Genomic DNA, 25,531 nt, shown 5'->3' with positions numbered 1-25,531 from the left:
GGACGAGCGGAACCCGCCCCCGGAAGGGTCGCTTCAGGCGAGCAGGTCGTCTACTTGTGCTTCACCATCACGGTACCTGCGGGCGATCTCGGCACTGCAATCGTCCGCGGTGCGTTGCAGCTGGTGACGGCGGCGGGAGACCTGCTGTTCGTAGCGGACCAGGCGCCCCATCGCGGTGTGCAGCTCCTCGTCCGTCCGGGCGTCGAGGTCGGAGAGTTCGACCTCGGCCAGCGTCTCGGCCGCCAGCCGGCGGTACTCGTCGCTGCGCGGCGTGGTGAGCGTGACGTGCCGGGCGGAGGAGCGCTGCCGGGACGGGGTGTCGGCGAGGATCTCCGAGAGCCGGTCCACCACCGGTGCCTCGGGGTCCAGCCGCCGGGCCAGCTCGGCCCGCAGGATGTCGATCCGCCCCTGCACCAGTCGCCGCACATAGCTGAGGTCGGCCTCGTCGCGCTGCGAGTCGCGGCGCAATGTGCGCAGCTCCGGCAGTCGCAGGCCTTCCAGCTCCGGCTGCGGTCCCGCGGGCGGGCCGTCCACGAAGCCGTCCACAAGGCCGTGCCCGGTTCGCTGGACCGGTGGGCGCATGGTGCTGGTACTGGTACTGGTGCCGGTACGCGCGACCGGCACGGCGCCGGGGGACTGCCCGGTTCCATGGGTACTCATGCTTGTGTCCATCCCCTCGACCGGTGCGTCGGCACACCGCCTTCCCAGCATGGTGCCACTCCAGTGGGGCCTGTGTGGATGCTCTGTACCCGTTCAGCCCAAGATAGGTTGGTCTGTATGCGTGCAGTGGTACAGAGGGTGGACGGTGCGAGCGTCACGGTGACCGACGGCGCGGGCGCGTCGGGCGGACCCGAGGTGGTCGGCGAAATCATCGGCGAAGGGCTGTGTGTGCTGGTGGGAGTCACCCACGGGGACACCGCGGAGAAGGCGGCCCAGCTCGCCCGCAAGCTCTGGTCGATTCGCATCCTGGAGGGCGAGAAGTCCTGCTCCGATGTGAATGCACCACTTCTGGTGATTTCGCAGTTCACTCTCTACGGGGACGCCCGGAAGGGGCGCAGGCCCACCTGGAACGCCGCCGCGCCCGGCGAGGTCGCCGAACCGCTGGTCGACGAGGTGGTGGCGCAGCTGCGGGCGCTGGGAGCGCGGGTGGAGACGGGCCGGTTCGGGGCGGACATGCGGGTCTCGCTCACGAACCACGGCCCGTTCACCGTCGTCGTCGAGGTCTGATCCGGGTCCCGGTCCGGACGCAGGAAGGTCGGGCATCGGACGTGGACGACGCAGACGGTCGCGCGTAGGGAATCTGCGCACAGGAGCCCGAGGGCCGGGGTCCTTCGTCCTGATCGGCCCCGCTCCCCGACCCGGTCCGGCCCCGCTCCCCGATCCGGTCCGGACGAGAGGTCCTACGGCTCCACGACCGTCTCCTGGGCGGCGGCCGTGTCCCCCGCGAGCAGTTCCGCGTCCACCGCGACGTTCCGCTTGACCAGGGCCAGGGCGATCGGTCCCAGTTCGTGGTGGCGGGCAGAGGTGGTGATGAAGCCCAGCTGCCTGCCCTCGGCGCCGTCCGCGGCGAGCCGTACCGGTGTGCCGTGTCCGGGCAGGACGACCTCGCTGCCGTCGAGGTGCAGAAAGACCAGCCGCCGCGGCGGCTTGCCCAGGTTCTGCACCCGGGCCACGGTCTCCTGGCCCCGGTAGCAGCCCTTCTGGAGGTGGACGGCGGTGCCGATCCAGCCCAGCTCGTGCGGGATGGTGCGGTGATCGGTCTCGAAGCCGACACGCGGGCGGTGCGCCTCGACGCGCAGCGCCTCGTACGCGAGGACGCCGGCCAGGGGGCCGTGCGCGGCCGCGTACTTCTCCAGGTCGGCGCGGGGCAGGAACAGATCCCGGCCGTACGCCGTCTCCCGTACCGTCACGCCGTCCGGGACCTCCGCGATGGAACCGGCCGGCAGATACACCACGGCGAAGTCCTCGGTGCGGTCGGCGACTTCGACCCGGTAGAAGAACTTCATGGACTCCAGGTAGGCGACGAGGTCGCCCTGTGTGCCCGGTTCGGCGTGCATCCACACGGTCTCACCGTCGTCGACGAGATAGAGGGCGTGCTCGATGTGCCCGTTCGCGGTGAGGATCAGGGCCTCGGTGGCCTGCCCCGGGGCGAGTTCGCTGACGTGCTGGGTGAGCAGGAGATGCAGCCAGGCCAGCCGGTCGCTGCCGGTGACGGTGACGACGGCACGGTGCGAGAGGTCGACGAGGCCGGAGCCGTCGGCGAGGGCGCGCTGCTCGCGGAACAGATCGCCGTAGTGCGCGGCGACGCCTTCGTCGCGGCCTTCGGCGGGTACGGCACCGGGCAGGGACAGCAGGGGGCTCTTCATGCGACCAGCGTACGACGCGATTTACGGCTCGGGACGGGCCGCTTCGGCCGTCCGGGCCGCGCCTGCGGACGCCGCCTTCGCCGTGCAGTCGGCGCAGCGGCCGAAGATCGCGAAGTGCTTCATGTCCGTCTCGAAACCGAAGTCGGCCTGGAGCTTCGCGGTGAACTCGGCGACGACCTCGACATCGGCCTCGATGACGTTCGTGCAGTCGCGGCAGACCAGATGGATGTGGTGGTGGCGGTCGGCCAGGTGGTACGTCGGCGCCCCGTGCCCCAGATGGGCGTGGCTGACCAGCTCCAGCTCCTCCAGGAGTTCGAGCGTCCGGTAGACGGTGGAGATGTTCACGCCGGACGCGGTCCTGCGTACCTCGGCGAGGATGTCGTCGGGCGTCGCGTGTTCCAGCGTGTCGACGGCTTCCAGGACAAGCTGCCGCTGCGGCGTCAGCCGGTAGCCGCGCTGTCGGAGGTCGGTCTTCCAGTCGGTGCTCACCACACGCTCAGTGTAGGTCGGGGTGAGCACCTGCCCGCAGCTGTGTGCGAAAGGAATCCATGCCCCGCGCGCCGCGATCCCCGCGAACGAGGGACGGCGGACGAACGGCAGGCACGCGGCGGCCGGGGCGGGCCGCCGGGGCGCGGACTACTTGAAGAAGGCGATGCCGTCGTCCGGGAGGTCGCCGAGGCTCTTCGCCATCGCCTCGACCTCTTCCGGAGTGACGACCTTCTTCAGGTGCGCCGACATGTACGGGCGCAGCTCCACCTCGGGGGTGGCCTTCTCGCCGACCCACATCAGGTCGCTCTTCACATAGCCGTAGAGACGCTTGCCACCGCTGTACGGGCCGGAGGCCGCGGTCCGGGCCACCGCGTCGGTGACCAGGTCGATCTGCGGCTTCTGGTCGGCCAGCTCGCCGTACCAGATCTCGATGACGCCCTGGTCGCGGACCATGACGACCTCGACCTTGCGGTCCTTGTCGATGCGCCAGTAGCCGGACTCGGACTCCAGCGGCTTGACCTTCTTGCCCTCGGAGTCGAGCACCCAGGTGTGCGAGACGTACTCCAGGAAGTCCCGGCCGTCGTGGCTGAAGGAGACTTCCTGGCCGAAGTTGCACTGCTCGGCGCCGGGGAAGTCGGAGACACCCGCGCCCGCCCAGTTGCCGAGGAGGAAGGCCAGCGGGACGAGGTCCGGGTGGAGGTCGGACGGGATCTCGATCATGAACGGCTCAGACGATCTGTGAGGTGGGGGCGGCTTCGAACGTGACACATCAGGGTGCCGGTGTCACGTTGTCCTGACGGGGGTACCCGTGCGGACAGAGGCGAGGGCGGGGAGGTTCAGCGCTGACCCTGGTACAGCTTCTTCACGGTCACGCCCGCGAAGGCGAGCACGCCGACGCAGACCAGGACCAGCAGGGCGGAGAAGAATGCCTCAAGCACGGGAGCTCCTTGGAACGAGCGGTATGGCAGCAATACGGGGCCGGCCCCCAGCCTAATGGGTTGGGGCCCGGCCCGCCGGTTCGGGGTTTACGGCCCGGTGCACGAGAGAAAGTGGATCAGGCCGTTACGTTGGGCAGGTCAGCCCAGCAGCTGGTTCTGCAGGATCAGCGTCTGATGGAACGGAACGCGATCCGTGCCCTCCTTGCCTTCCCGGGACTGGACAACGAGGGCGAACGTGTCGCCGGCGACCAGGTATCCCAGGCGGACCTGCGCCGCGCCGTAAGGCTTCGCCTCCTCGTACGCGTACGACGCGGTGCGCTCCACCTTGCCCGCGCCGCTCCAGCCCTCGTCGAGGACCATCCCGGATGTCTCGGACGTCCCGACGAGAGGCACCCCGGAGGGGGTGTCCCGGACGATCGCGTCCCTGAAGTACTGCGCGAAGGCCGTCGAATTGAACTGCACGAGATAGATCCGGGACGACGTGCCGTCGGGCATCGTCCAGCCGCGGGCGGCGACGTGCCGCGGAGCAGAGTCCTTCAGTATGTGCGTGATGTCGGAGCGCTTGCCCTTCACATACTCGGAGAGGTACTGCTCCGTGCTCACCCAGCCGCCGCCGAGCTTCTTGTCCACGGCCGCTCCGGCCGGGGCGGGCAGCAGCAGACGCCGCAGGTCGGCGTGGTGGATCTCGGCGACATTGCCGTCGCTGAAGGGGCGGGGCGAACCGGCCGGCAGCGCGGGCAGGCTCAGCTCGGGATAGTCCCAGCGGCCGTCACTCCCGGTGGACAGCCCCGGCACGTCGGTGCGCTCCATCGAGGTGATCCCGAAGGCCGTACCGGCACCGAGACCGCCGAGGACCAGGGCCGCAACAGTCCACCGGGCGACGGCCCGCAGGACGCGCCTGGGCTGTTCGGGCGGCGGCGGGAACAGAGGCGGCTCGGGCGCCTGCGGTACGGGGGCGGATCCGACGGGCGGCGCCTCGGGGGCGGTCCCGGCGGGTGTTTCCGTCGTCTGTTCGGTCATACGTACTCCCCCGGAGAGGCGATGTGGTCGAGCTGGTCCTTCAGCAATTCGGCGACGGCCTCCCGGTCGAAGGGCACAGTGCCGGACGCCGAGACGCCGATGCTCAGCTCGCCGTCGTACGCCATGCACTCCATGGACACCATGAAGTCCTCGTCGGCTTCGCTGTCCTTGCGCAGGAGGAAGCACTTGGCATGCCTCGTGTGTCCCTGGATCTTCGGCCCCCGGCGGAAGATGCCGATGGCCTCGAAGAGGTCCGACCTGACGTCGTAGAGGTTCTGGACCGCCTTCTTGTCCTTCATCCGCATGATCTGCGTTTCCACCAGCAGGTCGTTGCCGTCCGATACATAGGAACGGACGGCGGTGCCCTCGATACGGAGCTTGTCGACCCGCTTCTCGTAGTCCCGGCGCTCCTTGCCCGCGAGACCGCGGGCGCTCTCCTTCACCGCGGCTGCCGCCTTCCTGCCGCTCTGCTCGCCGTCGTTGCCCATCTCGCCGATGTCGGGGCCGAGCCGGTAGCCGATCGGGACCGGCAGCAGCAACTTGCTGAGCTCGGTGGAGGCCCTGCCCCGGGCCACGTCACCGGCCGGGTCCTTGCCCGGCCCGTGCTCGGGCTCCTGCCAGAGGACGGTCCTGACGCTGTGATCGGCGCTGTCCACCGTGCTGCTGGTGTACGCGGCCGCACCTGCGACCGCGGCGATCACCAGCACGACGGGGAGCGCTGTGCGGATCAGCCGGCGTGAGCGGCCGGGGGTGGCCGGGGGAAGCGGGGCCGCGGGCCCGGGAGCGTCGGCGCTCTCGTCGGGCGTCGTCACCTGCGTGGTCACGTCGTTCACAGGCGCTCCAGCTGTTGCTCGGCCAGCGTCCGGATGTCCTTCTTGCTGATCGGTACGGTGTCGTAGACGTTGATGTCGGCCATGATGTCGCCGCGGTACACGATGGCCCTGGCCCGGTAGGACGGCAGATAGCCCGGCTTCCGCTCGACCTCGTAGAGGTAGTAGCGGCCGTTGCCGCTTCCCTTGAGCGGATCGCCGTCGTTGCCCGCACCGAACTCGGTGCCGGGCATGTACGAACGCTGGCCCTCGGCCAGGACCTGGGCTTCCTGCACGACGCCCGAGCGGAACTGCACGAGATGGATCTCGGCGGTGCGGTACTGCCCGCGCCTCCAGGCGGCACCCGCGATCCGGCGCATGTCGGACTCCAGGAAGTACTCGTACTGGTCGCCCTTGTCCCTGAAGGTGCGGGCGTACTCGTCCACGCCCAGCCAGCCGTCGCGGAGGCCCGACGGCGCCTCGTCCTCGCTCCAGCCCGCGGGCCTGTCGGCGAGCAGCTTGCGCAGGTCGCCGTCCGTCCTGACCTGATGGTCCTGGGACGCGGGCAGCGGGTCGGGGGCCTTGTCCGCGGGCAGCACCTTCGCCGGGTACGCCAGATCGGGCTGCGACAGGGCGGGCAGCGGGGTCGGGGCGCGACCGGCCTGCACGTCGTAGCCCACGGCGGTGCCGCCGGCGATACCGAGCACCGCGGCAGCGGCGATCAGCAGGATCGTTCGCCCACGCGGGCCCTTCGCAACGGGCGCTGCGGCCGGTGCGGCCTCGGGCTCAACCACGGGCGCCGGCTCGGGCGCGGCCCGGGGCTGAGCCCGAGGCTCGGATCCGGGCTCCGGCGCCGACACCGGGTCCGGCTCAAGCGCCGGCTCCGGTGCCTCTCCCGCCTGCGATGGCTCTACGGCACCCGGCCCGGCCTGCCCGTCAGGGATGGCGTCTTTCGATTCCAAAAGGGGTCCCCCCACGAGACCTGAGGCGCGAATTCCGTTATCCGCGCACCCACCTGACTGCCACCGAGGGGATGAGGTTGCCCGCCCGACGATTACAGTTCGGCATATGCCGAAGAAGCTCGTGATCAAGGTGACTGCCGGTGCCGACGCAGCCGAGCGCTGCTCCCAGGCGTTCACGGTGGCCGCCGTCGCCGTCGCCAGTGGTGTGGAGGTCTCCCTCTGGCTGACCGGGGAGTCCTCGTGGTTCGCGCTGCCGGGGCGGGCCGCCGAGTTCGAACTGCCGCACGCCGCCCCGCTGCCGGACCTGATCGAGTCGATCCAGGCGGGCGGCCGGATCACGCTGTGCACGCAGTGCGCGGCGCGTCGTGACATCACCGAGCAGGACGTCCTGGAGGGCGTACGCATCGCGGGGGCCCAGGTCTTCGTCAGCGAGATCATGGCCGACGGCGTCCAGGCCCTCGTCTACTGACGGCGGCGCCCACGGCCTTCGGCGCCGTTCCGGCCGTTCCGGCCGTTCAGTGCCGCTTCTTGCCGTCGAGCTCGTCCCACCACTCGTCCGACTGCGGGTCGCCGGACGGATCGTCCCACCAGCGGTCCTCCGGGCCCCGCCGGTTGGCGATCATGGCCGCGACGGGCGGGATGACCATGGCGACGACACACATCGCTATCGCGGCGGGCATCGACCACAGCCGGACGAAGGCCCAAGCCGATACGAAGAGGACGATGCAACCGCCCATCATCAGGAAATAGCCGCGACGGCGTCGGGCGTACATATCTCAAGCGTAGGCCCGTTCCCCACCCGCGCGAACGGCACGCGCGAACGGCACGAAGGGCCGTACCCCGCTTCAGAAGGCGTCCAACCCCCGGGGTACGGCCCTTCGGCCGGCAAGGCGTCGCGATGCACCGGCCGGGCCGGTGCACCGCGTCCGGTGTCTAGTGCTGTGGCCGGAAAGGTTCACCGGCTCGCGACGCCCGGTACGGCACCTCGCCGCGTTGTCGCATCACCCGAGTGCGGCCGGCACGAGGGCGATCCTCCGCCTTGCGACGCACCGCACCGGACGCCGCGAGCCTCCCGGCAAACCTTTCCGGCCGCAGCACTAGACGGCGATCGCGACCTCGGAGAGACCACCGGTCTGCGCCACGACCGTGCGGTCGGCGCTGCCGCCCGGGACGAGGGCGCGCAGCGTCCACGTGCCCTCGGCCGCGTAGAAGCGGAACTGTCCGGTCGCCGAGGTCGGGACCTCCGCGGTGAACTCTCCGGTCGAGTCCAGCAGGCGCACGTAACCGGTGACGGGCTCGCCGTCGCGGGTCACGCTGCCCTGGATGGTGGTCTCACCGGGCTTGATGCCCGAAGCGTCGGGGCCGCCGGCCTTTGCTCCACACATGGTGTTCTGTCCTTCTGGGTCGGGGGTCGTGCTGGTCCGGGTCGTGCGGAGTTACTTGTTGGCGCCGAGCTCGATCGGCACACCCACGAGGGAGCCGTACTCGGTCCACGAACCGTCGTAGTTCTTGACGTTCTCCTGGCCGAGCAGCTCGTGCAGCACGAACCAGGTGAGCGCGGAGCGCTCGCCGATGCGGCAGTACGCGATGGTGTCCTTCGACAGGTCGACCTGCTCGGCCTCGTAGAGCGCCTTGAGCTCGTCGTCCGACTTGAAGGTGCCGTCGTCGTTGGCGTTCTTCGACCACGGGATGTTGCGGGCGCCCGGCACGTGACCGGGGCGCTGGGACTGCTCCTGCGGGAGGTGCGCCGGGGCGAGCAGCTTGCCGCTGAACTCGTCGGGCGAACGCACGTCGACCAGGTTCAGGCTGCCGATGGCCTTCACGACCTCGTCGCGGTAGGCGCGGATCGACTCGTCCTGCGGCTGGGCCTTGTACGCGGTGGCCGGGCGGGACGGGATCTGGTCGCCGTCGACCAGGTCGCGGGAGTCGAGCTCCCACTTCTTGCGGCCGCCGTCGAGCAGGCGGACGTCCTGGTGACCGTAGAGCTTGAAGTACCAGAACGCGTAGGACGCGAACCAGTTGTTGTTGCCGCCGTACAGGACGACCGTGGTGTCGTTGCCGATGCCCTTCTCGGACAGCAGCTTCTCGAAGCCGGCCTGGTCGATGAAGTCGCGGCGGACCGGGTCCTGGAGGTCCTTGGTCCAGTCGATCCGGATCGCGTTCCTGATGTGGTTCTTCTCGTACGCCGAGGTGTCCTCGTCGACCTCGACGAGAGCGACCTTCGGGTCGTCGATGTGGGCCTCGACCCAGTCGGCGTCTACCAGGACGTCACTGCGGCTCATTCTGTTCTCCTCCGGGGCGGTCTGCGGCGAGATGGTGCGAGACGGTGCGTGATGCGGATGTGCGGCGGCGCAGGGTGCGGCGCACGTGCACAGGCGATGAGGATGGGGATGGGGCCCCGACACAGGTCGAAGGGCCGGGGAACGCGGGGCGCCGAAGGCTCCCGCTCAGACAGTGCGACAGAGCATGGCGGCGACGCGACACAGGTCCACTGCCCGCCGCTTCGTGAGATCCGCCCGGCCCCGCTGTGGGAGACCGCCGATTGAGCACTGCATGGCACCGATCGTAGGGAGGTACGGGCGGGCATGTCACCGCCGTACCGTATCGCGAGACGCGATCGTCCGTAATGCGAGACACGAACGGCGCGGCGTCCGCGGCACCGCGCCCGCCTCCTCGGCGCGCGTCGGTCATCTGCGGATCGGACGGGACCGTCTCACTATGTGGTGCACCGGGGCGTCGAAGCTCCGCCCCGCCCCGCCCGTCCCTGCCCGGTGGGGCTCATCGGCGGGGACTACGGACCGGACTCATCCGGCGATCCTCACGTCCGTACCCGTCACCGAGATCTCCAGACCGTCGGCGGTCGGCTGGATCCTCTGCAGCTTCAGGCCGCTGGGCAGACCGCCGACCTCCCGCTCGAAGTCGGTCTTCTGGCGCACCAGACCTTCCAGTCCGGGAATCCCCTCGCCCGGCACCTTGTCCGCATGCACCTTGATGGTGTGGCCGTCGATCAGGGTGACGGTGGAGAGCACACTGCGCGACAGCGGGCGGCCGAGGATGTCGACCGTGCCCGTCACCTTCACCTTGCCGTTGCCGCCGTACTCGACGACGACGCCGTCGCTGGCCGCCTTGGTCAGGTCCTCGTACGAGATGACGGCGGTGCCGGTGGCGCGGGCGGCGGTGGCGCTGGAGTAGCCGTCGGCGAGCTTCACCTCGTACAGCGCGGCGTTCATCCTGCTGATCCGGATCCTGCGGCCGTTGGCGTCGGTCTCGATGCCGGAGATCTCGACATCGACCTCGTCGAGCTGCGATCCGGCGACCTGCGTCAGAAACGGAAATCCCTTGATGGAGACGTCGGTCGAGCCGATCGTGGCGCCGGTGACCGCGACCCGTCCCTCGGCCTCCGACTCGGCGAAGTACACCGCCGCCCGGTCGACGGCGACGAAGATCCCGCCCAGGACCACCACTATGACCAGCAGTATCCGCAGTGCACGCACGCCCGCTCTTCCCCCCTGCATCCGGCCGGACCCCCGGCGCCCGTGCGTCCGCTACGGATGCACAGCACGCCCGGGGTGATCGACGAGCAGGCACCCCCCTTCGGTTCCCGAGGGGGGGTGGTACCGGTCGGCGCCAGGACAGCTCTAGGAGATCGCGCGGCCGATCAGATAGACGGCGGGGGCCGCGGCGGTGAGCGGCAGCGCCACACCGGCCGTCATGTGGACGAACCGGGACGGGTAGTCGTAGCTCGCCACCCGCAGCCCGATCAGTGCGCAGCCCCCCGCCGCGAGGCCGAGCAGCGCGCCCTTCGCGCCGAGATCGGTGAACGTCCCCACCACGGCACCGACGCCCGCGGCGGCGAGCAGCGCCACCACGACCGAGGCCGGTCCGGGCAGCGGCAGGGCGCGGACGAGCACGGCGACCGCGACGGCCATCGCGCCCACCGTCACCGCGTCCGGGACCGCCGCGAGATGTCCGGCGGCCAGGACCGAGAGGGCGGCCGACGCGACAGTCGCCATCAGCCCCTGCATCCGTTCGTCGGCGCTCGCGTGGCTGCGCAGTTGGAGGACCACGGTGAGCAGCACCCAGACGCCGAGGGTGCCGAGGATGGCGGCCGGTCCGTTCTCCCGGCCCGCGGCGAGCAGCGCGATGTCGGCGACGAGACCACCGGCGAACGCGAGCGCGATGCCCTGCCGGGCCGGCCACATGCCGTTGAGCCGGAACCAGCCGGCCGCGGTCACGGCCTGGAGCAGCACCAGCGGCACGACCAGGGCGTACGACCCGATCGCGGCACCGACGGCGAGCAGCAGCCCGAGTCCCGCGGTGATCGCGGCGGGCTGCATGCCCGGCGCGATGATCGGTGAGCGGCCCTCGGCGCGTGCGCGCTGGGCGTCGGTGATGCGGCTGTTGCCCAGAGTGGTGGGCACGCTGTAACCGGCGGTGTCGAGCGCGGAGGCGGCGGCCGGGCGCGCTTCCGCAGGGGCTGCCGCCCGGACCGGCTCGGCGGCGCCGCCGGCGAGCGGGACCTCCGGAGGCAGCGGGTAGGAGCCGGAGGCGCCGTGCGGCTGCGCGTGCTGCGGATACGGCGCACCGTCGGCCCCGCCGCCGGTCGGCACGGGCTGCACGGGCTGCTGCACGGGCTGAGCGGGCTGGATGGTCGGCTGGTACTGGGTGTCCCAGGTCTGCCCCTCCCAGGTCTGCGTGACCCCGGCGTCGTGCGTGCCGTGGGCCGCGGGCGCGACGGGTTCTCCCGACTGTCCCTCGGGCCACACGGGCCCGGGGTTCGTCCCGGGGGCTCCGGGCGTCCGGTGCGGGTCGTGGGCACCGTGCGCCTGCTGCGGGGCGCCGTACGGGGCCTGCTGCCCGTACGGCTGCGCGCCGTACGTCTCGCCCTCGTACGGCTGCCCTCCGTGGGCCGGGCCACCGTACGAAGACTGGTCGCCGTAGGACTGGCCGCCGTAGGACTGGTCGCCGTACGCCTGCGCGCCGTGGGTCGGGTCGCCGTAGGACTGGCCGCCGTACGAAGGCGAGACGTGGGCCGCGTCGCCGTACGCCTGCTGCCCGTACGACTGCTGTCCATATGTCTGCTGCCCGTACGGCTGCTGTCCGTACGGCTGCGCGGGCTGCGGGTCCTGGCCGTCCGGTCGGCCGTACCCGGGTCCGTACCCGTGGCCCGGATCCTGCCCGTACGGATGCTGGTGATCGTTTCCGTACGGATACTGATGATCGTTACTGCTCATGTGCTGCGGTTCACCCTCCTGCGAACGGCGGGAGCACCTCGACCGTGCCGCCCTCGGCAAGGCGTACGGTCTCATGACCTCGGGTCCCGACGGGGGCACCGTCGATGAGGAACGAGCACCTCTGCAGCACTCGGGTGAGCTCACCGGGGTGCCGCTCGCGCACCGCGTCGAGCGCCTCGGCGAGGGTCACGGCTGTGTACGGCTCCTCCGCTGTCCCGGCGGCGGCCTTGGCGGCGGCCCAGTAGCGGATCGTTCCCGCGGGCATGGCGGCACTCCTCTCGTCTCGCATCAGCTGTCCATCATGAATCACGGTGCCGCCGCCCAGTCGCCGATGCGGGTCAGCAGGCTCTCGTCCGCCGCGTTCTCGGCATGGCCCATGCCGCGTTCCAGCCACAGCTCGGCGCCGTCGCCCGCCGCCTCGGCCAGCATCCGCGGGTGATCCAGCGGGAAGTACGGGTCCTGGTCGCCGTGCACGATCAGCAGCGGGGCCGGGGCGATCAGCCCTGCCGCCTCCACGGGCGCGAGCGGCACCGGATCCCAGTCGTCGCGGTCGATCCGGGTGCGGAACCCGTAGCGGCCGACCAGCCGGCCGACGGGCCGGGTGACCATCCAGTGCAGCCGGCGCATCGGGGCCGTGCCCCGGTAGTACCAGCGGGCAGGGGCGCTCACGGCCACCACCGCGTCCGCGTGCGCCTCCGCGCGTGCTCCGACGCGCCCCTCGCGCTCCACGACCTCGCGGGCCTCCGCGCCCTCCGTCACCCGTCCGGCGTAAAGCGCCCCGTGCCTCAGCACCACGGAGCCGCCCATCGAGAATCCGACGGTCACGACCCGCCGGTGTCCGAGCGCCCGCGCCCACCGCACCGCCGCCGCCAGATCCAGCACCTCGCGGTCGCCCACCGTCGACCGGCCGCCGGAGCCGCCGTGGCCGCGGAAGGAGAACGTGACCACGGCCGCACGCCGGGCGAACACCCCGGCGGCCCGTCGGACGGCGGGCCGGTCCACCGAACCGGTGAACCCGTGCGCGACCACGACCGCAGTACCGTCGAAGGATGTCCCCGCAGCGGCCCCGGCACCCGCCGTACACGGCTCGTACACCGCCTCGATACGGATCCCGTCATCGGTCCGCAATGCAGTGCGCAGAGGACCGGGCGTGATCAAGGGAACAGAGGAACTCCGAATTCGCCCCTCGGACACAGAACTCATGTGGGCTATTCTGCTGGGAAGAGGATCCGGGCAAAGCAGCCCCCGGGTCCTTTTGTGCTTTGCAGGCGTTGTTACGGAGAAGTTTCCACAAGCTCAGCGGTCCCGGGGCGCGGGGCCGCAGCCGTAAGAACCGTATGACAACCGTCGTACGGCAACCCGTGCGAAAGCCCGCACGAAACGTACGAAGAAGTGCCGCATACTCCCCCGGGCCCGAGCCCGGGAGTGCCCCTCTCGCAGGGAACGAGGAGGACCGACGTAATGGGCGAGCGAACCGTGCACGATCACCGACCGACGACCCAGGCAGGTGGGCGGCGATGAGTTCACTGCTGCTCCTGACAAATGCCCTCCAACCGTCGACGGAGGTGCTTCCCGCCCTCGGTCTCCTGCTGCACAGCGTGCGGGTGGCACCGGCCGAGGGCCCCGCTCTCGTCGACACCCCCGGTGCCGACGTCATCCTGATCGACGGCCGCCGCGATCTGCCGCAGGTGCGGTCGCTGTGCCAGCTGCTGCGGTCCACCGGACCGGGCTGCCCGCTGATCCTCGTCGTGACGGAGGGCGGTCTCGCGGCCGTCACCGCCGACTGGGGCATCGACGACGTACTGCTGGACACGGCGGGACCGGCCGAGGTCGAGGCCCGGCTGCGGCTGGCCACCGGCCGGCAGCAGATCGGCTCCGACGACTCGCCGATGGAGATCCGCAACGGCGATCTGTCGGTCGACGAGGCGACGTACAGCGCGAAGCTGAAGGGCCGGGTCCTCGACCTGACCTTCAAGGAATTCGAACTGCTCAAATATCTGGCGCAGCACCCGGGCCGGGTCTTCACCCGCGCCCAGTTGCTCCAGGAGGTCTGGGGCTACGACTACTTCGGCGGCACGCGGACGGTCGACGTCCATGTGCGGCGGCTGCGCGCCAAGCTCGGCCCCGAGCACGAGTCGCTGATCGGCACGGTCCGCAACGTCGGCTACCGCTTCGTCGCACCGGAGAAGGTGGAGCGCGCCGCCGAGGAGGCCAAGGCCCAGGCCGCGGCGGAGGCGGCCGCCGCACCCGTGACCCGCCCGGAGCGCCTGGGGACGGCCGGGGCCGCGGAAGAGGTCCCGGTCCGGCCCGCGCACAGGTAGCGGGTGACAGGTGGACCGGCGCCGGGAGCCCGCTCGCCATCGTGCACCGGGCCGTGACAGGCCCCGCGAACCCGGCCCGGTCCACCTGTCACCCGCTTGGTCCATCCGCGTAGACTGCCGCGCGTGGCCAAGGTGACGCGGGACGATGTGGCGAGACTGGCGGGTACGTCGACCGCGGTCGTCAGCTATGTCATCAACAACGGACCCAGGCCGGTCGCCCCGGCCACGCGCGAGCGGGTACTCGCCGCGATCAAGGAGCTGGGCTACCGGCCCGACCGGGTTGCCCAGGCGATGGCCTCGCGGCGGACCGACCTCATAGGGATGATCGTGCCGGACGCCCGGCAACCGTTCTTCGCGGAGATGGCGCACGCGGTCGAGCAGGCCGCCGCCGAACGCGGAAAGATGGTGCTCGTCGGCAACTCCGACTACCGCGACGAGCGCGAGGTCCACTATCTGCGGGCCTTCCTCGGCATGCGGGTCTCCGGGCTGATCCTGGTCAGCCAGGGCCCCAGCGAGCGGGCGGCGGCCGAGATCGAGGCATGGGACGCGCGGGTCGTGCTGCTGCACGAGCGGCCCGAGGCGATCGACGACGTCGCGGTCGTCACGGACGACATCGGCGGTGCCCAGCTCGCCACCCGTCATCTGCTGGAGCACGGCAACGCGTACGTGGCGTGCCTCGGCGGCGTGGAGTCGACCCCGGCGGTCGGCGACCCGGTCGCCGACCACGTCGAGGGCTGGCGCCGCGCGATGCACGAGTCGGGGCGCTCGACGGAGGGCCGGCTCTTCCAGGCCCCGTACAACCGTTACGACGCCTATCAGGTGGCGCTGAAGCTGCTCGCCGGGCCGGACAGGCCGCCGGCGATCTTCTGCTCGACGGACGACCAGGCCATCGGGGTGCTGCGGGCCGCGCGCGAGCTGCGGATCGATGTGCCCGGGGATCTCGCGGTGGCGGGCTTCGACGACGTGAAGGAAGCCGGGCTGACCGATCCGCCGCTGACGACGGTCTTCTCGGACCGCCCGGCGATGGCACGGGCGGCCGTGGACCTGGTGCTCGACGACTCGCTGCGGGTGCAGGGGTCGCGCCGGGAGCGGCTGAAGCAGTTCCCGTCGGCGCTGGTGGTGCGGCGGTCGTGCGGCTGCGGGGAGCCGGCGACCGGGCGCTGACGATGCCGGTGGTGCGGGGGCCCGGACGGGTCCGTGTCCGCCCGACGCACTGATCCGGACGGGAGTTCCCGTCCGTCATGGACGAGGAGGACGGGAGCTTCCGTCCTCCTCGTCCATGACGGACTCGGCGGGCACGGCGGGCCCGGCAGTGGCCATGGTTCCCCCCGGCGATGGCCCCGTCCGGGTTCACCGGCCGTCGCCGGTTCCCCCATGGAACCTCGTCAGTGCGAACACAATGATGAGGTCGAGCGTCATCATGGGGATGGCCCACGCCGGGTAGTACGGAACGAACATGAACTGGGTGATCAGGCTGATCCCCGCCACTGCCGCACCGGCCCCGCGGCCCCAGCTCTTGTTCGCCAGGACTCCCAGGCCGGCGACGACGAGCGCCACCCCGACCACGAGGTGAATCACGCCCCAAGCGGTCAGGCCGAACCCGTAGGCGTAATGGGACGAGGACGAGAACAGGGTGTCCTGTGCGATGCCGGACGCTCCCATGAGAATGCTGAGCGGCCCGCTGAGCATCAGCGCGGCCCCGGCGAACATGGACGCGCCGCTGACCGTTTCACTGCCGGTCCCCCTGTGCCCCGGCCGTGCCTTGTCCGACATCGCTGTCATGGCCGTCGCCTTCCTGTACAGCGCGGTCACCGACGCACAGAGCCCGTGCGAAGCCGGCCACGCTCCCCTGACAGGATCACCGCAATCCTTCGGCGCCGCGACTGCAGCCCGCCGTGGGGAGACAGCGGACGCCCACCGCACTGCTCGGCACCCGCCCCTCGGGCCGGAACCCCGGGAGTCCGGACCGCTCGCTCCGGCCCACCGGCCCACCGGCCCTCAGGAGACCGGCACGGGCAGCGGCCGTAACTTATATCGGGCATACGCGGTTCTGCCGGGCTTCTCAGGGCGGGCTCAGGCTTCTCTCATCTTCGCCGGACACGCTTTTGGTCATGACAGAGAGCCAGCGCCCGAGCGGCGAGTACCCGATGTACCCCTCGTACGGCAACGGTGACGCGTCCTACCCGCCGCCGCCGTCCTACCAGCCCGCGCAGCCGATCGCGACGGGCCCCGGCACCACGGTGTGGCCCGGCGGGGGCGACGCCGACGGGCACGGCGGCGACGGCGGATACGGGGCCGCCCTCCCGCAGCCCGCGCCCGAGCCGGCCGGGCCCCGGCGGCGGGCGAAGCGGCCGGTCGCGCTCCTGGCGGCCGTGGCGATCGCGGCGGCGGTCGTCGGCGGCGGCACCGCCACCGTCATCAGCCAGCTCACCGGCAACGACGCGAACAACACGGGCAGCGGTGTCGTCCCCGGCACCACCGTCTCGCAGAGCAGCAAGGGCACCGTCGCCGGTGTCGCCAAAGCCGTCTCGCCGATGATCGTCGAGATCAAAGCGACCTCGACCGCGGGCGAGTCCACCGGCTCCGGCGTCGTCATCACGTCCGACGGCGAGGTCGTCACCAACAACCACGTCATCTCCGGCGCCTCGTCGATCAAGGTGACGCTCAGCACGGGCAAGACGTACAGCGCGAAGGTCGTGGGGACCGATTCCGCCAAGGACCTCGCGCTCATCAAGCTCCGGGGCGCGAGCGGGCTGAAAACGGCCACACTGGGCGACTCCTCGGCCGTCGCGGTCGGCGACCAGGTCGTGGCGATCGGCTCGCCGGAGGGCCTCACCGGCACGGTGACCAGCGGCATCGTCTCCGCCCTGAACCGCGATGTCACGGTCGCCAAGGAGGACGGCAACGGCCAGAGCCAGAGCCAGGGCCAGGGCGGGCCGGGCGGTGGCGGACAGTGGCCGTTCGAGTTCGGCGGTCAGCAGTTCAACGGCGACACCGGCAACTCCACCACCACGTACAAGGCCATCCAGACCGACGCCTCGCTCAACCCCGGCAACTCCGGTGGCGCGCTCATCAATATGGACGGCGAGATCATCGGCATCAACTCCGCGATGTACTCGGCGAGTTCGTCCGACGGATCCAGCAGCGCCGGCGCGGGCAGCGTGGGTCTCGGGTTCGCCATCCCGGTGAACACGCTCAAGGCCGACCTCGGCACCCTGCGGGCCGGCAACAGCTCCTGAGGAGACAGTCATGCACCACCCCACGCACACCCCCGGCGGCCCGGCCGACCTGGCCCTGCCCCTCGCTCTCGTCACGGAACTGGCCGTCCGCCGGGCCTCCGAGCCGCCCCGGGTCCCGGAGATCCGCACCACCGCGGGCCGCAAGCGCCGGGCCGCGCGACGACGTGCCGCGGCCGTGCGAGGCTGAGAGCAGCCCGACAGGCACGGAACGAGAAGAGGACAACGAGCGATGAGCCCCGCCGAAGACGATCCACAACGCATCCTGATCGTCGACGACGAGCCCGCCGTACGTGAGGCGCTGCAGCGCAGTCTCGCGTTCGAGGGCTACGGCACCGAGGTCGCCGTCGACGGTCTCGACGCCCTCGCCAGGGCCGAGTCGTACGCCCCCGACCTCATCGTCCTCGACGTCCAGATGCCGCGGATGGACGGCCTGACGGCGGCCCGACGGCTCCGCTCCACCGGCACCACCACACCCATCCTGATGCTCACCGCCCGCGACACCGTCGGCGACCGGGTCACCGGTCTCGACGCGGGCGCCGACGACTACCTGGTCAAGCCCTTCGAGCTGGACGAGCTCTTCGCCCGCATACGGGCCCTGCTGCGCCGCAGCTCGTACGCGGCCGCGGCGGGCGGCGACGTCCCCGACGACAATGTGCTGGCCTTCGCCGATCTGCGGATGAACCTCGCCACCCGCGAGGTCACCCGGGGCACCCGCCGGGTCGAGCTGACCCGTACCGAGTTCACCCTGCTGGAGATGTTCCTGGCGCACCCGCGACAGGTACTGACCCGCGAGCAGATCCTCAAGGCGGTGTGGGGCTTCGACTTCGAACCGAGCTCCAACTCCCTGGACGTGTACGTGATGTACCTGCGCCGCAAGACGGAGGCGGGCGGCGAACCGCGGCTCGTGCACACGGTGCGGGGGGTCGGTTACGCGCTCCGCTCCGGCGGCGGTGACGGATGACCGGGGCCCTGCACCGGCTGCGCGCCCTGCCCCTGCGGACCCGGCTCGCGCTGCTGGTGGCGACGGCGGTGGCGGTCGCGGTGGCGGCGGTCGCGGCGGCCTGCTGGTTCGTGACGCGGGCGCAGCTGGAGAACCAGCTGGACTCCTCGCTGCGCAATGTCTCGGTCAGCGACAACTACGTGCAGCAGCTGTTCACCGCCTGCACCCACCCCGACCGGGCGGTCCCCCCGCCGGTCGGGGGGACGTACACCGTGCAGCTCGTCACCGTGTCCGGGAGCACCTGCACCTCTGCCGGTGCCTCGCCGATCGGTGTGACGGCCGCCGACATCGCCGTGGCCGCCGGTATGCGGGACGACACCCTGCACACGGCCGGCACGAAGAGCGGCAAGAAGATGCGCGTGTACACGTACACGTACGAGACCCGCACCCAGGTGCCCGGCCTGGTCCCGGGAAGCTTCGCGGTCTCCGTCGCCCGCCCGATGAGCGAGGTCGACGACCCGCTGTCGACCCTCGCCTGGGTTCTCCTGATCGTCTCCGGCGTCGGTGTCGTCGGCGCCGGTGCGGCCGGTCTCTGGGTCGCCCGTACCGGTCTGCGCCCCGTCGACGAGCTCACCGAGGCGGTCGAGCACGTCGCGCGGACCGAGGACCTCACCGTCCGCATCCCGGTCGAGGGCGAGGACGAGATCGCCCGGCTGTCCAGCTCCTTCAACTCGATGACCGCTTCCCTCGCCAGCTCCCGCGACCGCCAGGCCCAGCTGATCGCGGACGCCGGCCACGAGCTGCGGACACCGCTCACGTCCCTCCGTACCAACATCGAGCTCCTCGCCCGCAGCGACGACACCGGCCGGGCCATCCCGGCGGACGACCGCAGGGCCCTGATGACGTCGGTGAAGGCCCAGATGACCGAGCTGGCCTCGCTCATCGGCGACCTTCAGGAGCTGGCCCGCCCCGACGCGGCGCACCCCGGCCCGCTCCAGGTCGTCGCGCTGCACGACATCGCGGACACCGCCCTGGAACGCGCCCGTCTGCGCGGTCCCGAGCTCACGATCCGGGCGGACCTGACGCCCTGGTACGTACGGGCCGAACCGGCCGCGCTGGAGCGGGCGGTGGTCAACGTCCTGGACAACGCGGTCAAGTTCAGCCCGCCCCACGGCACGATCGAAGTCGCCCTGCGCGAGGGAGAACTGACGGTCCGGGACCATGGCCCCGGCATTCCCGCCGACGAACTCGCGCACGTCTTCGAACGCTTCTGGCGCTCCCCGTCCGCCCGCCAGCTCCCCGGTTCGGGCCTCGGCCTGTCGATCGTCGCCCGCACGGTCCAGCAGGCGGGCGGCACGGTCACGCTGCGCCCGGCGGAGGGCGACGGCACGGAAGCGGTGATCCGCCTGCCGGGGGCTCCGCAGCCGCCGCCGGGGCTGTGAGGCGGGGAAATACGGATGTCCGCCCAGGCGTCGCGCCCCAGTCGGCCGGAGACGCACGGTGACCACGCCCGAGCCCCGGGGCACGCAGCGGGCGCCGCTCAGAGCCGACGCCGGAACTCGGCGGCGAACTGAGGCGCCCCGCCGACCACACGGCGCGGCACCGCGCCGCGCCGTCACGGCGTCCGCACACACCCCGTCCCCACACGCCCCGCCCTCACGCACCCCGTCCCCACACGCCCCGCCCTCACGCACCCCGTCCCCACACGCCCCGCCCTCGTGCGTCCCGTCCGCCGCAGTGACCGGACCGCCCGGCCGTCCGGTCACCGATCCAGCGGGTTGTGCCTGATCAAGGATTCGACCAGCCCCGACCGGGTGGCGGGAAAGTCCAGCGGGACGATGCCGAGCCCGGTCCAGCCGGTCGCGCCGGAGCCGTCGAGGAACGACTGCACCTGTGGATTGAGCCGGTCCGCGTTCCAGCGCGGCGGCATCAGGGCGGCGGTGCTGACGTAGTTCACGTACAGCTTTCCCGGCTGCTGCGCGGCCTTGCGGAACTGGGCCTCGATCTTGGGGTACTTGGCGAACGGCTCCGCCATGTAGTCGTCCTGGATGTCGAAGAGCGCAAAGTCGCCGTAACGGACCCCGGGCAGACCGCCGTTGTCGGCGAGCAGGACGACCTTGCCGCGTGCCCCGCCCAGCGCGGGCAGCGCCGCGTCGATGTGGAACAGCGGCCGCCATCCCTTGCTGTCGAGGTAGAGGTCGAAGATCCGACGGAACTCGGCGTCGCTCTCCTGCGAGTACTCCTGCTTGACCCGCATCAGCACGGTCTCGGTGGGCCGCTCGGCCAGGAAGTCCCAGCAGGCGCCGAGCACATCGCCGAACATCAGGTTCTGGTACGAGGCGCCGTGATGGATCGCGAAGGAGTCACCGGTGACCCGGCACCGTACGTCGAGGAAGCGCAGCCCACTGCCCAACTGCTCCGCGATCGTCGTGTTCTGACACTCCGTCCAGGGGCCGCCGTATCGGGCGCCGGAGTCGTGCGACCCGGGGATCGTGAGGCGTTGCAGCGCGGTGGCGTCGGGGATGCCGCTCATCCAGTCCTGGGTGGTGAGGGCCCGACGGGGCCCGGCGACGGCCGGTCCCGCGCCGACGAGGACCGTGGTGGTGGCGGCGAGGGCGCCGGCCAGGAAGTTCCTGCGTGTACCGGTGTACGGGCTCATGCGGGGATGCCTCCGTCTGCCGTGGGGGGTCAGCGGTCAGATTATGACCGGCACACGTCATTCCTGGAACAGCGCCGCGTCACGGCGTCCGCCCGAAGTGCGCCTTCATGGCGTCACCCCGGCAAGCCCCGGCGCGCGGGCCCGGGATCCTCTTCGCCGGGCGATTCGCGCATGCCTCGAAGCGGTGACAGGACGTACGGGAGGATGCTCGACGTCATGCCGACGGCCCCGATCCACAACGTGGTCCGGGCTCCGAACACCGAGCCCGAGACTCCCCCCAGGAACCCGCCGAGCGGAATGCCGCCCCAGGACACGAACCGGGCCGTCGCGCTCGTGCGGCCCAGAAGGCGATCCGGTGTGAGGGTCTGCTGGAAGCTGGACTGGGCCACAAAGCGGATCACCCCGCCCAGGGAGAGGGAAGCGAGTCCGAGCGCGGCCACGTACACGCCCCACCCCGGATGCGCCATCGGCATCAGAACGGTCGGCGGACAGGTGAGAAGTGGTGCGAGCCAGATGACCGGACCCTGCCCGACCCGCTTCGAGACCCGGGTCGCCGACAGCGCGCCCAGCAGGGCTCCACAGCCCATTCCCGACAGAATGAGGCCGATACCGAAGGAACCGAGGTCCATCTCCCTCTTCAGAAAGACCAGCAACATGGTCTGGTACATGACCAGGAAGAGGTTGAACATCGCATCCCCCAGAATGATCGCGCGCAGGGCGGGATGCTTGAGAACGAATGCCAATCCCTCTTTGATGTCCCGAAGCAGCCGAGGGTGCTCGCTCCGCTCCGGTTTCTGCTCGCGTTTGCGGATACCGGTCGCGAGCAGACCCGACATCGCCATCCCGGCCGAACTCACCAGAAGCGTCGCAGGGGCTCCGAGCCAGCCGATCAGCGGCCCCGCCATCCCTGGTCCACCGATACTGGTCACCGAGCGTATCGCCGAGAGTTTCGAGTTCCCTTCGACAAGATTGCCGCGCCCCACCAGGTGCGGCAGATAGCTGACGTACGCGACGTCGAAGAAGACCGTCAGCACGCCGTGAGCCAACGCGACGGCGTAGAGCCACCAGATCGTCAGAACGTCCGACCACCACGCCACCGGTATCGTCGCGAGGGTCACCGCCCTCGCGAGATCCGTGCTGATCATCACCGATCGCTTGCGCATGCGGTCCACCCATGCGCCCGCCGGCAGCCCGACCAGGAGCGAGCCTGCCGTGGTCGTCGCGGTCAGCACTCCGACCTGGAACTCGTCGGCGTCCAAGGCCACGATGGCGACCAGGGGCAGTGCCAGAAAGATGATGCGGTCGCCCAGTTGACCGAGCGCAGTGGCAGCGGACAGGCGCCCGAAGTCCGCATCGCGCAGGAGTCCGAGCCGGGGGGACATCGACATGCGGGTCACCTGCCGCCGGCTTGAGAGGTCACTGCGCCGGCTTCGACGGGCTGCGGCCGGTCGACTCCGAACTCGTAGGCCACTTCCCGGCGCACGTCCGGAATGACCATGTCGGCGGTTTCCACCGGACGTCCCCCGGTGTCGTAGATGGTCCGCTCGATCTGGAGCACCAGGTCCCCGACGCCGATCCCCAACAGGTTCGCCTGTACTCGGGTGGCACGCGCCGGGCGCGGGAGTTCGACCACGGTCTCGATGTCCACGCCGATGAGCCGCATGCGCGCGACCACCCCCTTTCCCGCGAGGGGGCCCGTCTCGGGCAGCACGATCGGCGTTCCGCCCGTGATGGCCATCGGCTCCCAGGATTCGGAGAGCTGGACGGGCTGCCCGTCGGCGAGGAATTCGTAGTGCGTGTTGACGCAGAGGTCCCCGGGACCGATGGCCAGCCTCTCGGCGATCGCCTCGGGGGCGGGGACCCGCGCCCGGCTGTGCGCATCCCAGGCGCCGGCCCTGCCCCGCTCCTCCATGCCGGCGAGGAAGCGGGGGCCGCCCCGGCGTTCGCGGTGCCGCGAGCGGACCATCCGAAGGCGCTCGCGCGGCGTGCGGACGTAGGTGCCCGAGCCCGCGCGTCCTTCGAGGAGGCCCATGACGATCAAACCGTCGACGGCCCTCTGCGTGACGTTGCGCCCGACCCCGTACTCCTCGGCGAGCCGCGCCCGGGACGGCAGGCGCTCCCCGATTCCCCACTCTCCCGCGAGAATCCGTGCACGCAGCGAGTCGGCGACTGCGAGGTACTGCGCCTCTCGGGGCATGTGCGACCCTCCGGTTGCTCTGCTGCGCGGCAGCTGGTGATTCCAGGCCGAGTCGGCAAGCTACTGCACCGGGCGGAAGCTACTGGAGCAGAAACACGTTCGGTGCGCGAGGGCGCTCGACGGGCGGCAGCACGGGCGGGGCCCTTTCTGGTGGACCGCGACGAGGAGCGCCATGTGACTCCGTCCGGCCAGGCCACCGGAGAACGCAGTGGGGCGGTGGGCCCGCCGGCCCACCGCCCCACTCACCCGCGTACGGGAGTTACTGGATGACCGTGATCCGGTCCGTCGCCGGCGGGGCCAGCGGCGCGGCGGCCGTCGAGTGGGCCGCCAGGTAGGCGTTGAAGACATCCAGGTCGGAGGGGCCGACCAGCTTGTTGGTGCCCTGGCCGAGTGCCGCGAAGCCGTCGCCGCCGCCCGCCAGGAACTCGTTCATGGCGACGCGGTAGGTCTTCGCGGGGTCGATCGCCTCACCGTTCAGCTTGATGGTGTCGGTGACCACGCGGGCCGCGCCCGTCTTCGTCATGTCCAGGGTGTAGGTGAGGCCCCTGGACACCTGAAGGATCTTCGGGCTGGCCTCGTTGGAGCCGCTGACCTGCTGCTGGAGTGCGGTGACCAGCTGGGCGCCGGTCAGGTCGACGACGTTCATCATGTTGGTGAACGGCTGCACGGTGAAGGACTCGCCGTACGTCACCACCCCGTCGCCCTCACTGCCGGTCGCCTTGTAGACCAGGTCCGCGCGGATACCGCCCGGGTTCATGAAGGCGACGACCGCCCCGCCCTTGTCCGCCGGGGCCAGGCCCTCCAGCTGGGCGTCCGCGATCAGGTTGCCGAGCGGCTTCTCGGGGGCCGTGGAGCCGCGGCCGTTGATGTCGGCGGTGATGTAGCCCTGCGGCTTGTTCGCGATGGGCGCCGCGAGGGCGTTCCAGCGGGCGATCAGGGCCGTCATGTCGTTGGCCTTGGGCTGGTCCCGGCTGACGATGTGGTTGACCGACTTCGGGTTCGAGGCACTGGCCGACTTCACCGACGTACGCACGATGTCGTGGGTGCGGCGGTCGTAGGTGAGGGTCGTGTCGGTGTAGAGCTTGCCGAACGACGATGCCGAGGTGACCATGCGCGGGTTGCCCGCCGGGTCCGGGATCGTGCAGACGTATGCCTGGTGGGTGTGGCCGGTGACCAGCGCGTCGACCTTGGGCGTGATGCCCTTGGCGATGTCGACGATCGGCCCGGAGATGCCGTCACCGGCGCCGGAGCTGTCGCAGTCGTAGTTGTACGAGGTGGAGGCCGGCTGACCGCCCTCGTGGATCAGCGCGACGATGGACTTGACGCCCTGACGGTCCAGCTCCTTGGCGTACTTGTTGATCGTCTCGATCTCGTCGTGGAACTTCAGGCCCTTGACGCCGTTGGCCGTGACGATGTTCGGCGTGCCCTCCAGGGTCACCCCGATGAAGCCGATCTTGACGCCGTTCTTCTTCCACACCGTGTACGGCTTGAGGATCGGCTTGCCGGTCTTCTCGTTCGTCACGTTGGCGGCGAGGTACGGGAAGTCCGCACCCTTGAACTTCTTGCCCTGCTCGTAGCAGCCCTCGACCGGGTGGCAGCCGCCGTTCTGGAGGCGGGCCAGTTCGGTGGCGCCCTCGTCGAACTCGTGGTTGCCGACGGTCGTCACATCGAGGTCGATCTTGTTGAGCGCCTCGATGGTCGGCTCGTCGTGGAAGAGACCGGACAGCAGCGGGCTCGCGCCCACCATGTCACCGCCGGCCGCGGTGATCGAGTACGGGTGTCCCTTGCGCGCGGTACGGAGCGAGGACGCGAGGTACTCGACGCCACCGGCCGGGATCGCCTTGGTCGTACCGTCGGCCTGCGTCTCGTTGACGGTGCCCGCCGAGCCGGCCGGCGGCTCCAGGTTCCCGTGCAGGTCGTTGAAGGACAGCAGCTGTACGTCGACGGTGTTGGCCGGCTTGTGCTGCCCGTTGCCCTGGGATTTTTCCTGGGCCCCGGCCGGCATCGCGGCGACGAGCGCGCCGACGGTGGCGAGCCCGGCCGCGGCGGCGAGCACCCGCCGGGTCGCGCGGTTCTTCTGCGGTGTCGCTGACATCGGTCCCCTTGTGAGTTCAGCGTGAGATGTGAGGGTGATGGCGAGTCTGGAGACTTCGTGCCGCAGCCTAGGGTCAACGCGCGTAGCGCGACAGGTGTACGGGGTTACGAACTGGTTGCCATGCGGTCGGAACCGGGGCCAACTTCCGCTTATCGCCCGCATGGCGCACATATAAGGGCAGAAGCACCCCTCCGCGCCTGCCGTGTCCCACCTCATCCCCCTGCGCGGCGCCGCATCCGGCCCTGGCGACCGATCCCCCGCG

At 70.7% G+C, this 25,531-nt stretch carries 28 protein-coding genes; 8 read left to right on the top strand and 20 right to left on the bottom strand.

Annotation, left to right across the window (positions count from 1 at the left end; translation table 11 throughout):
- Positions 1-33 precede the first annotated feature (33 nt).
- Positions 34-660 carry an ABC transporter substrate-binding protein gene (locus tag ACIQCZ_RS00370; RefSeq protein WP_402278301.1) on the bottom strand — a complete coding sequence of 209 codons (627 nt, stop codon included), beginning with the start codon at positions 658-660 and terminating at the stop codon, positions 34-36.
- Positions 661-777: 117 nt separating this feature from the next.
- Between ACIQCZ_RS00370 and dtd the strand changes: the two genes are divergently transcribed.
- On the top strand, positions 778-1,227 hold the full coding sequence (gene dtd, locus ACIQCZ_RS00365; protein WP_402278299.1) for a D-aminoacyl-tRNA deacylase: 450 nt from the start codon (positions 778-780) through the stop codon (positions 1,225-1,227).
- 173 nt (positions 1,228-1,400) lie between these two features.
- Here the strand turns inward: dtd and ACIQCZ_RS00360 are convergent, their stop codons facing one another.
- The 6 genes from ACIQCZ_RS00360 to ACIQCZ_RS00335 form a co-directional block, all read right to left on the bottom strand.
- Positions 1,401-2,366, bottom strand: coding sequence for a YgfZ/GcvT domain-containing protein (locus ACIQCZ_RS00360; protein WP_376221133.1), 966 nt, complete (start codon positions 2,364-2,366; stop codon positions 1,401-1,403).
- A gap of 21 nt (positions 2,367-2,387) precedes the next feature.
- Positions 2,388-2,858 carry a Fur family transcriptional regulator gene (locus ACIQCZ_RS00355; protein WP_351075358.1) on the bottom strand — a complete coding sequence of 157 codons (471 nt, stop codon included), beginning with the start codon at positions 2,856-2,858 and terminating at the stop codon, positions 2,388-2,390.
- A gap of 144 nt (positions 2,859-3,002) precedes the next feature.
- Complete coding sequence (locus tag ACIQCZ_RS00350; RefSeq protein ID WP_351075359.1) at positions 3,003-3,575, bottom strand: FABP family protein; 573 nt, start codon at positions 3,573-3,575, stop codon at positions 3,003-3,005.
- Positions 3,576-3,931: 356 nt separating this feature from the next.
- On the bottom strand, positions 3,932-4,813 hold the full coding sequence (locus ACIQCZ_RS00345; RefSeq protein WP_402278296.1) for a hypothetical protein: 882 nt from the start codon (positions 4,811-4,813) through the stop codon (positions 3,932-3,934).
- Positions 4,810-5,646: a hypothetical protein gene (locus tag ACIQCZ_RS00340; RefSeq protein WP_402278294.1), complete on the bottom strand. Its 837-nt coding sequence runs from the start codon at positions 5,644-5,646 to the stop codon at positions 4,810-4,812. The genes ACIQCZ_RS00345 and ACIQCZ_RS00340 overlap by 4 nt, the downstream gene beginning before the upstream one ends.
- Positions 5,643-6,416: a hypothetical protein gene (locus ACIQCZ_RS00335; RefSeq protein WP_402278292.1), complete on the bottom strand. Its 774-nt coding sequence runs from the start codon at positions 6,414-6,416 to the stop codon at positions 5,643-5,645. The genes ACIQCZ_RS00340 and ACIQCZ_RS00335 overlap by 4 nt, the downstream gene beginning before the upstream one ends.
- A 274-nt stretch (positions 6,417-6,690) precedes the next feature.
- On the opposite strand from ACIQCZ_RS00335, the gene ACIQCZ_RS00330 reads away from it, so the two are divergent.
- The gene (locus ACIQCZ_RS00330; RefSeq protein WP_365689654.1) at positions 6,691-7,053 is read left to right on the top strand and encodes a DsrE family protein; all 363 of its coding nucleotides are present in this window, start codon (positions 6,691-6,693) and stop codon (positions 7,051-7,053) included.
- A 46-nt stretch (positions 7,054-7,099) separates the two neighbouring features.
- Here ACIQCZ_RS00330 and ACIQCZ_RS00325 read toward each other — a convergent pair whose 3' ends face one another.
- From ACIQCZ_RS00325 to ACIQCZ_RS00290, 8 genes are all read right to left on the bottom strand, one after another.
- The gene (locus ACIQCZ_RS00325; protein ID WP_365246867.1) at positions 7,100-7,357 is read right to left on the bottom strand and encodes a DUF3099 domain-containing protein; all 258 of its coding nucleotides are present in this window, start codon (positions 7,355-7,357) and stop codon (positions 7,100-7,102) included.
- A gap of 324 nt (positions 7,358-7,681) precedes the next feature.
- Positions 7,682-7,969: a DUF1416 domain-containing protein gene (locus ACIQCZ_RS00320; RefSeq protein ID WP_351075365.1), complete on the bottom strand. Its 288-nt coding sequence runs from the start codon at positions 7,967-7,969 to the stop codon at positions 7,682-7,684.
- Between the two features lie 51 nt (positions 7,970-8,020).
- A complete protein-coding gene (locus ACIQCZ_RS00315) occupies positions 8,021-8,866 on the bottom strand; it encodes a sulfurtransferase (protein WP_402278289.1) in 846 nt (281 codons plus the stop codon).
- Between the two features lie 165 nt (positions 8,867-9,031).
- On the bottom strand, positions 9,032-9,139 hold the full coding sequence (locus ACIQCZ_RS00310) for a putative leader peptide (RefSeq protein ID WP_350983699.1): 108 nt from the start codon (positions 9,137-9,139) through the stop codon (positions 9,032-9,034).
- Positions 9,140-9,388: 249 nt separating this feature from the next.
- The gene (locus ACIQCZ_RS00305) at positions 9,389-10,078 is read right to left on the bottom strand and encodes a DUF2993 domain-containing protein (protein WP_402278287.1); all 690 of its coding nucleotides are present in this window, start codon (positions 10,076-10,078) and stop codon (positions 9,389-9,391) included.
- A gap of 144 nt (positions 10,079-10,222) precedes the next feature.
- Positions 10,223-11,818 (bottom strand): hypothetical protein, encoded by a 1,596-nt coding sequence (locus tag ACIQCZ_RS00300; protein ID WP_402278285.1) that lies wholly within the window; start codon positions 11,816-11,818, stop codon positions 10,223-10,225.
- Positions 11,819-11,828: 10 nt separating this feature from the next.
- Positions 11,829-12,083, bottom strand: a complete 255-nt coding sequence (locus ACIQCZ_RS00295) for a MoaD/ThiS family protein (RefSeq protein ID WP_351075372.1) — start codon at positions 12,081-12,083, stop codon at positions 11,829-11,831.
- A 41-nt stretch (positions 12,084-12,124) separates the two neighbouring features.
- The gene (locus tag ACIQCZ_RS00290) at positions 12,125-13,021 is read right to left on the bottom strand and encodes an alpha/beta hydrolase family protein (protein ID WP_402278283.1); all 897 of its coding nucleotides are present in this window, start codon (positions 13,019-13,021) and stop codon (positions 12,125-12,127) included.
- A gap of 314 nt (positions 13,022-13,335) precedes the next feature.
- Here ACIQCZ_RS00290 and ACIQCZ_RS00285 point away from each other — a divergent pair, with 314 nt between their 5' ends.
- Both ACIQCZ_RS00285 and ACIQCZ_RS00280 read left to right on the top strand, forming a co-directional pair.
- Complete coding sequence (locus tag ACIQCZ_RS00285; protein WP_402278281.1) at positions 13,336-14,139, top strand: response regulator transcription factor; 804 nt, start codon at positions 13,336-13,338, stop codon at positions 14,137-14,139.
- A gap of 123 nt (positions 14,140-14,262) precedes the next feature.
- Positions 14,263-15,303 carry a LacI family DNA-binding transcriptional regulator gene (locus tag ACIQCZ_RS00280; protein ID WP_351075377.1) on the top strand — a complete coding sequence of 347 codons (1,041 nt, stop codon included), beginning with the start codon at positions 14,263-14,265 and terminating at the stop codon, positions 15,301-15,303.
- A 186-nt stretch (positions 15,304-15,489) separates the two neighbouring features.
- On the opposite strand, the gene ACIQCZ_RS00275 is transcribed toward ACIQCZ_RS00280, so the two are convergent.
- The gene (locus ACIQCZ_RS00275) at positions 15,490-15,921 is read right to left on the bottom strand and encodes a hypothetical protein (protein ID WP_402278278.1); all 432 of its coding nucleotides are present in this window, start codon (positions 15,919-15,921) and stop codon (positions 15,490-15,492) included.
- Positions 15,922-16,250: 329 nt separating this feature from the next.
- Between ACIQCZ_RS00275 and ACIQCZ_RS00270 the strand changes: the two genes are divergently transcribed.
- From ACIQCZ_RS00270 to ACIQCZ_RS00255, 4 genes are read left to right on the top strand one after another with little or no spacing between them, the layout of a single operon-like run.
- Complete coding sequence (locus ACIQCZ_RS00270) at positions 16,251-17,378, top strand: S1C family serine protease (RefSeq protein WP_402278276.1); 1,128 nt, start codon at positions 16,251-16,253, stop codon at positions 17,376-17,378.
- Between the two features lie 10 nt (positions 17,379-17,388).
- The gene (locus tag ACIQCZ_RS00265) at positions 17,389-17,565 is read left to right on the top strand and encodes a hypothetical protein (RefSeq protein WP_402278274.1); all 177 of its coding nucleotides are present in this window, start codon (positions 17,389-17,391) and stop codon (positions 17,563-17,565) included.
- 42 nt (positions 17,566-17,607) lie between these two features.
- Positions 17,608-18,339: a response regulator transcription factor gene (locus ACIQCZ_RS00260; protein WP_351075382.1), complete on the top strand. Its 732-nt coding sequence runs from the start codon at positions 17,608-17,610 to the stop codon at positions 18,337-18,339.
- The gene (locus ACIQCZ_RS00255) at positions 18,336-19,760 is read left to right on the top strand and encodes a sensor histidine kinase (RefSeq protein ID WP_402278272.1); all 1,425 of its coding nucleotides are present in this window, start codon (positions 18,336-18,338) and stop codon (positions 19,758-19,760) included. Before ACIQCZ_RS00260 ends, ACIQCZ_RS00255 begins: the two co-directional genes overlap by 4 nt.
- Before the next feature lie 320 nt (positions 19,761-20,080).
- Here ACIQCZ_RS00255 and ACIQCZ_RS00250 read toward each other — a convergent pair whose 3' ends face one another.
- The 4 genes from ACIQCZ_RS00250 to ACIQCZ_RS00235 form a co-directional block, all read right to left on the bottom strand.
- A complete protein-coding gene (locus ACIQCZ_RS00250) occupies positions 20,081-20,977 on the bottom strand; it encodes a phosphatidylinositol-specific phospholipase C (protein ID WP_402278270.1) in 897 nt (298 codons plus the stop codon).
- A gap of 113 nt (positions 20,978-21,090) precedes the next feature.
- Positions 21,091-22,365 (bottom strand): MFS transporter, encoded by a 1,275-nt coding sequence (locus ACIQCZ_RS00245; RefSeq protein WP_402280144.1) that lies wholly within the window; start codon positions 22,363-22,365, stop codon positions 21,091-21,093.
- Between the two features lie 5 nt (positions 22,366-22,370).
- Positions 22,371-23,174 (bottom strand): GntR family transcriptional regulator, encoded by an 804-nt coding sequence (locus ACIQCZ_RS00240; protein WP_402278268.1) that lies wholly within the window; start codon positions 23,172-23,174, stop codon positions 22,371-22,373.
- A gap of 259 nt (positions 23,175-23,433) precedes the next feature.
- Complete coding sequence (locus tag ACIQCZ_RS00235; protein ID WP_402278266.1) at positions 23,434-25,269, bottom strand: bifunctional metallophosphatase/5'-nucleotidase; 1,836 nt, start codon at positions 25,267-25,269, stop codon at positions 23,434-23,436.
- Positions 25,270-25,531 lie beyond the last annotated feature (262 nt).

It is taken from the genome of Streptomyces sp. NPDC093149, assembly GCF_044754145.1.
Classification (GTDB): Bacteria; Actinomycetota; Actinomycetes; order Streptomycetales; family Streptomycetaceae; genus Streptomyces.
This window is presented reverse-complemented; position numbering and strand designations above follow the sequence as displayed.

Bases quoted from the DNA above. Each gene is read 5' to 3' on its own strand.
- ACIQCZ_RS00370 (WP_402278301.1), bottom strand. From the start codon at position 660: ATGAGTACCCATGGAACCGGGCAGTCCCCCGGCGCCGTGCCGGTCGCG.
- dtd (WP_402278299.1), top strand. From the start codon at position 778: ATGCGTGCAGTGGTACAGAGGGTGGACGGTGCGAGCGTCACGGTGACC.
- ACIQCZ_RS00360 (WP_376221133.1), bottom strand. From the start codon at position 2,366: ATGAAGAGCCCCCTGCTGTCCCTGCCCGGTGCCGTACCCGCCGAAGGC.
- ACIQCZ_RS00350 (WP_351075359.1), bottom strand. From the start codon at position 3,575: ATGATCGAGATCCCGTCCGACCTCCACCCGGACCTCGTCCCGCTGGCC.
- ACIQCZ_RS00345 (WP_402278296.1), bottom strand. From the start codon at position 4,813: ATGACCGAACAGACGACGGAAACACCCGCCGGGACCGCCCCCGAGGCG.
- ACIQCZ_RS00330 (WP_365689654.1), top strand. From the start codon at position 6,691: ATGCCGAAGAAGCTCGTGATCAAGGTGACTGCCGGTGCCGACGCAGCC.
- ACIQCZ_RS00325 (WP_365246867.1), bottom strand. From the start codon at position 7,357: ATGTACGCCCGACGCCGTCGCGGCTATTTCCTGATGATGGGCGGTTGC.
- ACIQCZ_RS00320 (WP_351075365.1), bottom strand. From the start codon at position 7,969: ATGTGTGGAGCAAAGGCCGGCGGCCCCGACGCTTCGGGCATCAAGCCC.
- ACIQCZ_RS00315 (WP_402278289.1), bottom strand. From the start codon at position 8,866: ATGAGCCGCAGTGACGTCCTGGTAGACGCCGACTGGGTCGAGGCCCAC.
- ACIQCZ_RS00310 (WP_350983699.1), bottom strand. From the start codon at position 9,139: ATGCAGTGCTCAATCGGCGGTCTCCCACAGCGGGGCCGGGCGGATCTC.
- ACIQCZ_RS00300 (WP_402278285.1), bottom strand. From the start codon at position 11,818: ATGAGCAGTAACGATCATCAGTATCCGTACGGAAACGATCACCAGCAT.
- ACIQCZ_RS00295 (WP_351075372.1), bottom strand. From the start codon at position 12,083: ATGCCCGCGGGAACGATCCGCTACTGGGCCGCCGCCAAGGCCGCCGCC.
- ACIQCZ_RS00290 (WP_402278283.1), bottom strand. From the start codon at position 13,021: ATGAGTTCTGTGTCCGAGGGGCGAATTCGGAGTTCCTCTGTTCCCTTG.
- ACIQCZ_RS00285 (WP_402278281.1), top strand. From the start codon at position 13,336: ATGAGTTCACTGCTGCTCCTGACAAATGCCCTCCAACCGTCGACGGAG.
- ACIQCZ_RS00275 (WP_402278278.1), bottom strand. From the start codon at position 15,921: ATGACAGCGATGTCGGACAAGGCACGGCCGGGGCACAGGGGGACCGGC.
- ACIQCZ_RS00270 (WP_402278276.1), top strand. From the start codon at position 16,251: ATGACAGAGAGCCAGCGCCCGAGCGGCGAGTACCCGATGTACCCCTCG.
- ACIQCZ_RS00265 (WP_402278274.1), top strand. From the start codon at position 17,389: ATGCACCACCCCACGCACACCCCCGGCGGCCCGGCCGACCTGGCCCTG.
- ACIQCZ_RS00260 (WP_351075382.1), top strand. From the start codon at position 17,608: ATGAGCCCCGCCGAAGACGATCCACAACGCATCCTGATCGTCGACGAC.
- ACIQCZ_RS00255 (WP_402278272.1), top strand. From the start codon at position 18,336: ATGACCGGGGCCCTGCACCGGCTGCGCGCCCTGCCCCTGCGGACCCGG.
- ACIQCZ_RS00250 (WP_402278270.1), bottom strand. From the start codon at position 20,977: ATGAGCCCGTACACCGGTACACGCAGGAACTTCCTGGCCGGCGCCCTC.
- ACIQCZ_RS00245 (WP_402280144.1), bottom strand. From the start codon at position 22,365: ATGTCGATGTCCCCCCGGCTCGGACTCCTGCGCGATGCGGACTTCGGG.
- ACIQCZ_RS00240 (WP_402278268.1), bottom strand. From the start codon at position 23,174: ATGCCCCGAGAGGCGCAGTACCTCGCAGTCGCCGACTCGCTGCGTGCA.
- ACIQCZ_RS00235 (WP_402278266.1), bottom strand. From the start codon at position 25,269: ATGTCAGCGACACCGCAGAAGAACCGCGCGACCCGGCGGGTGCTCGCC.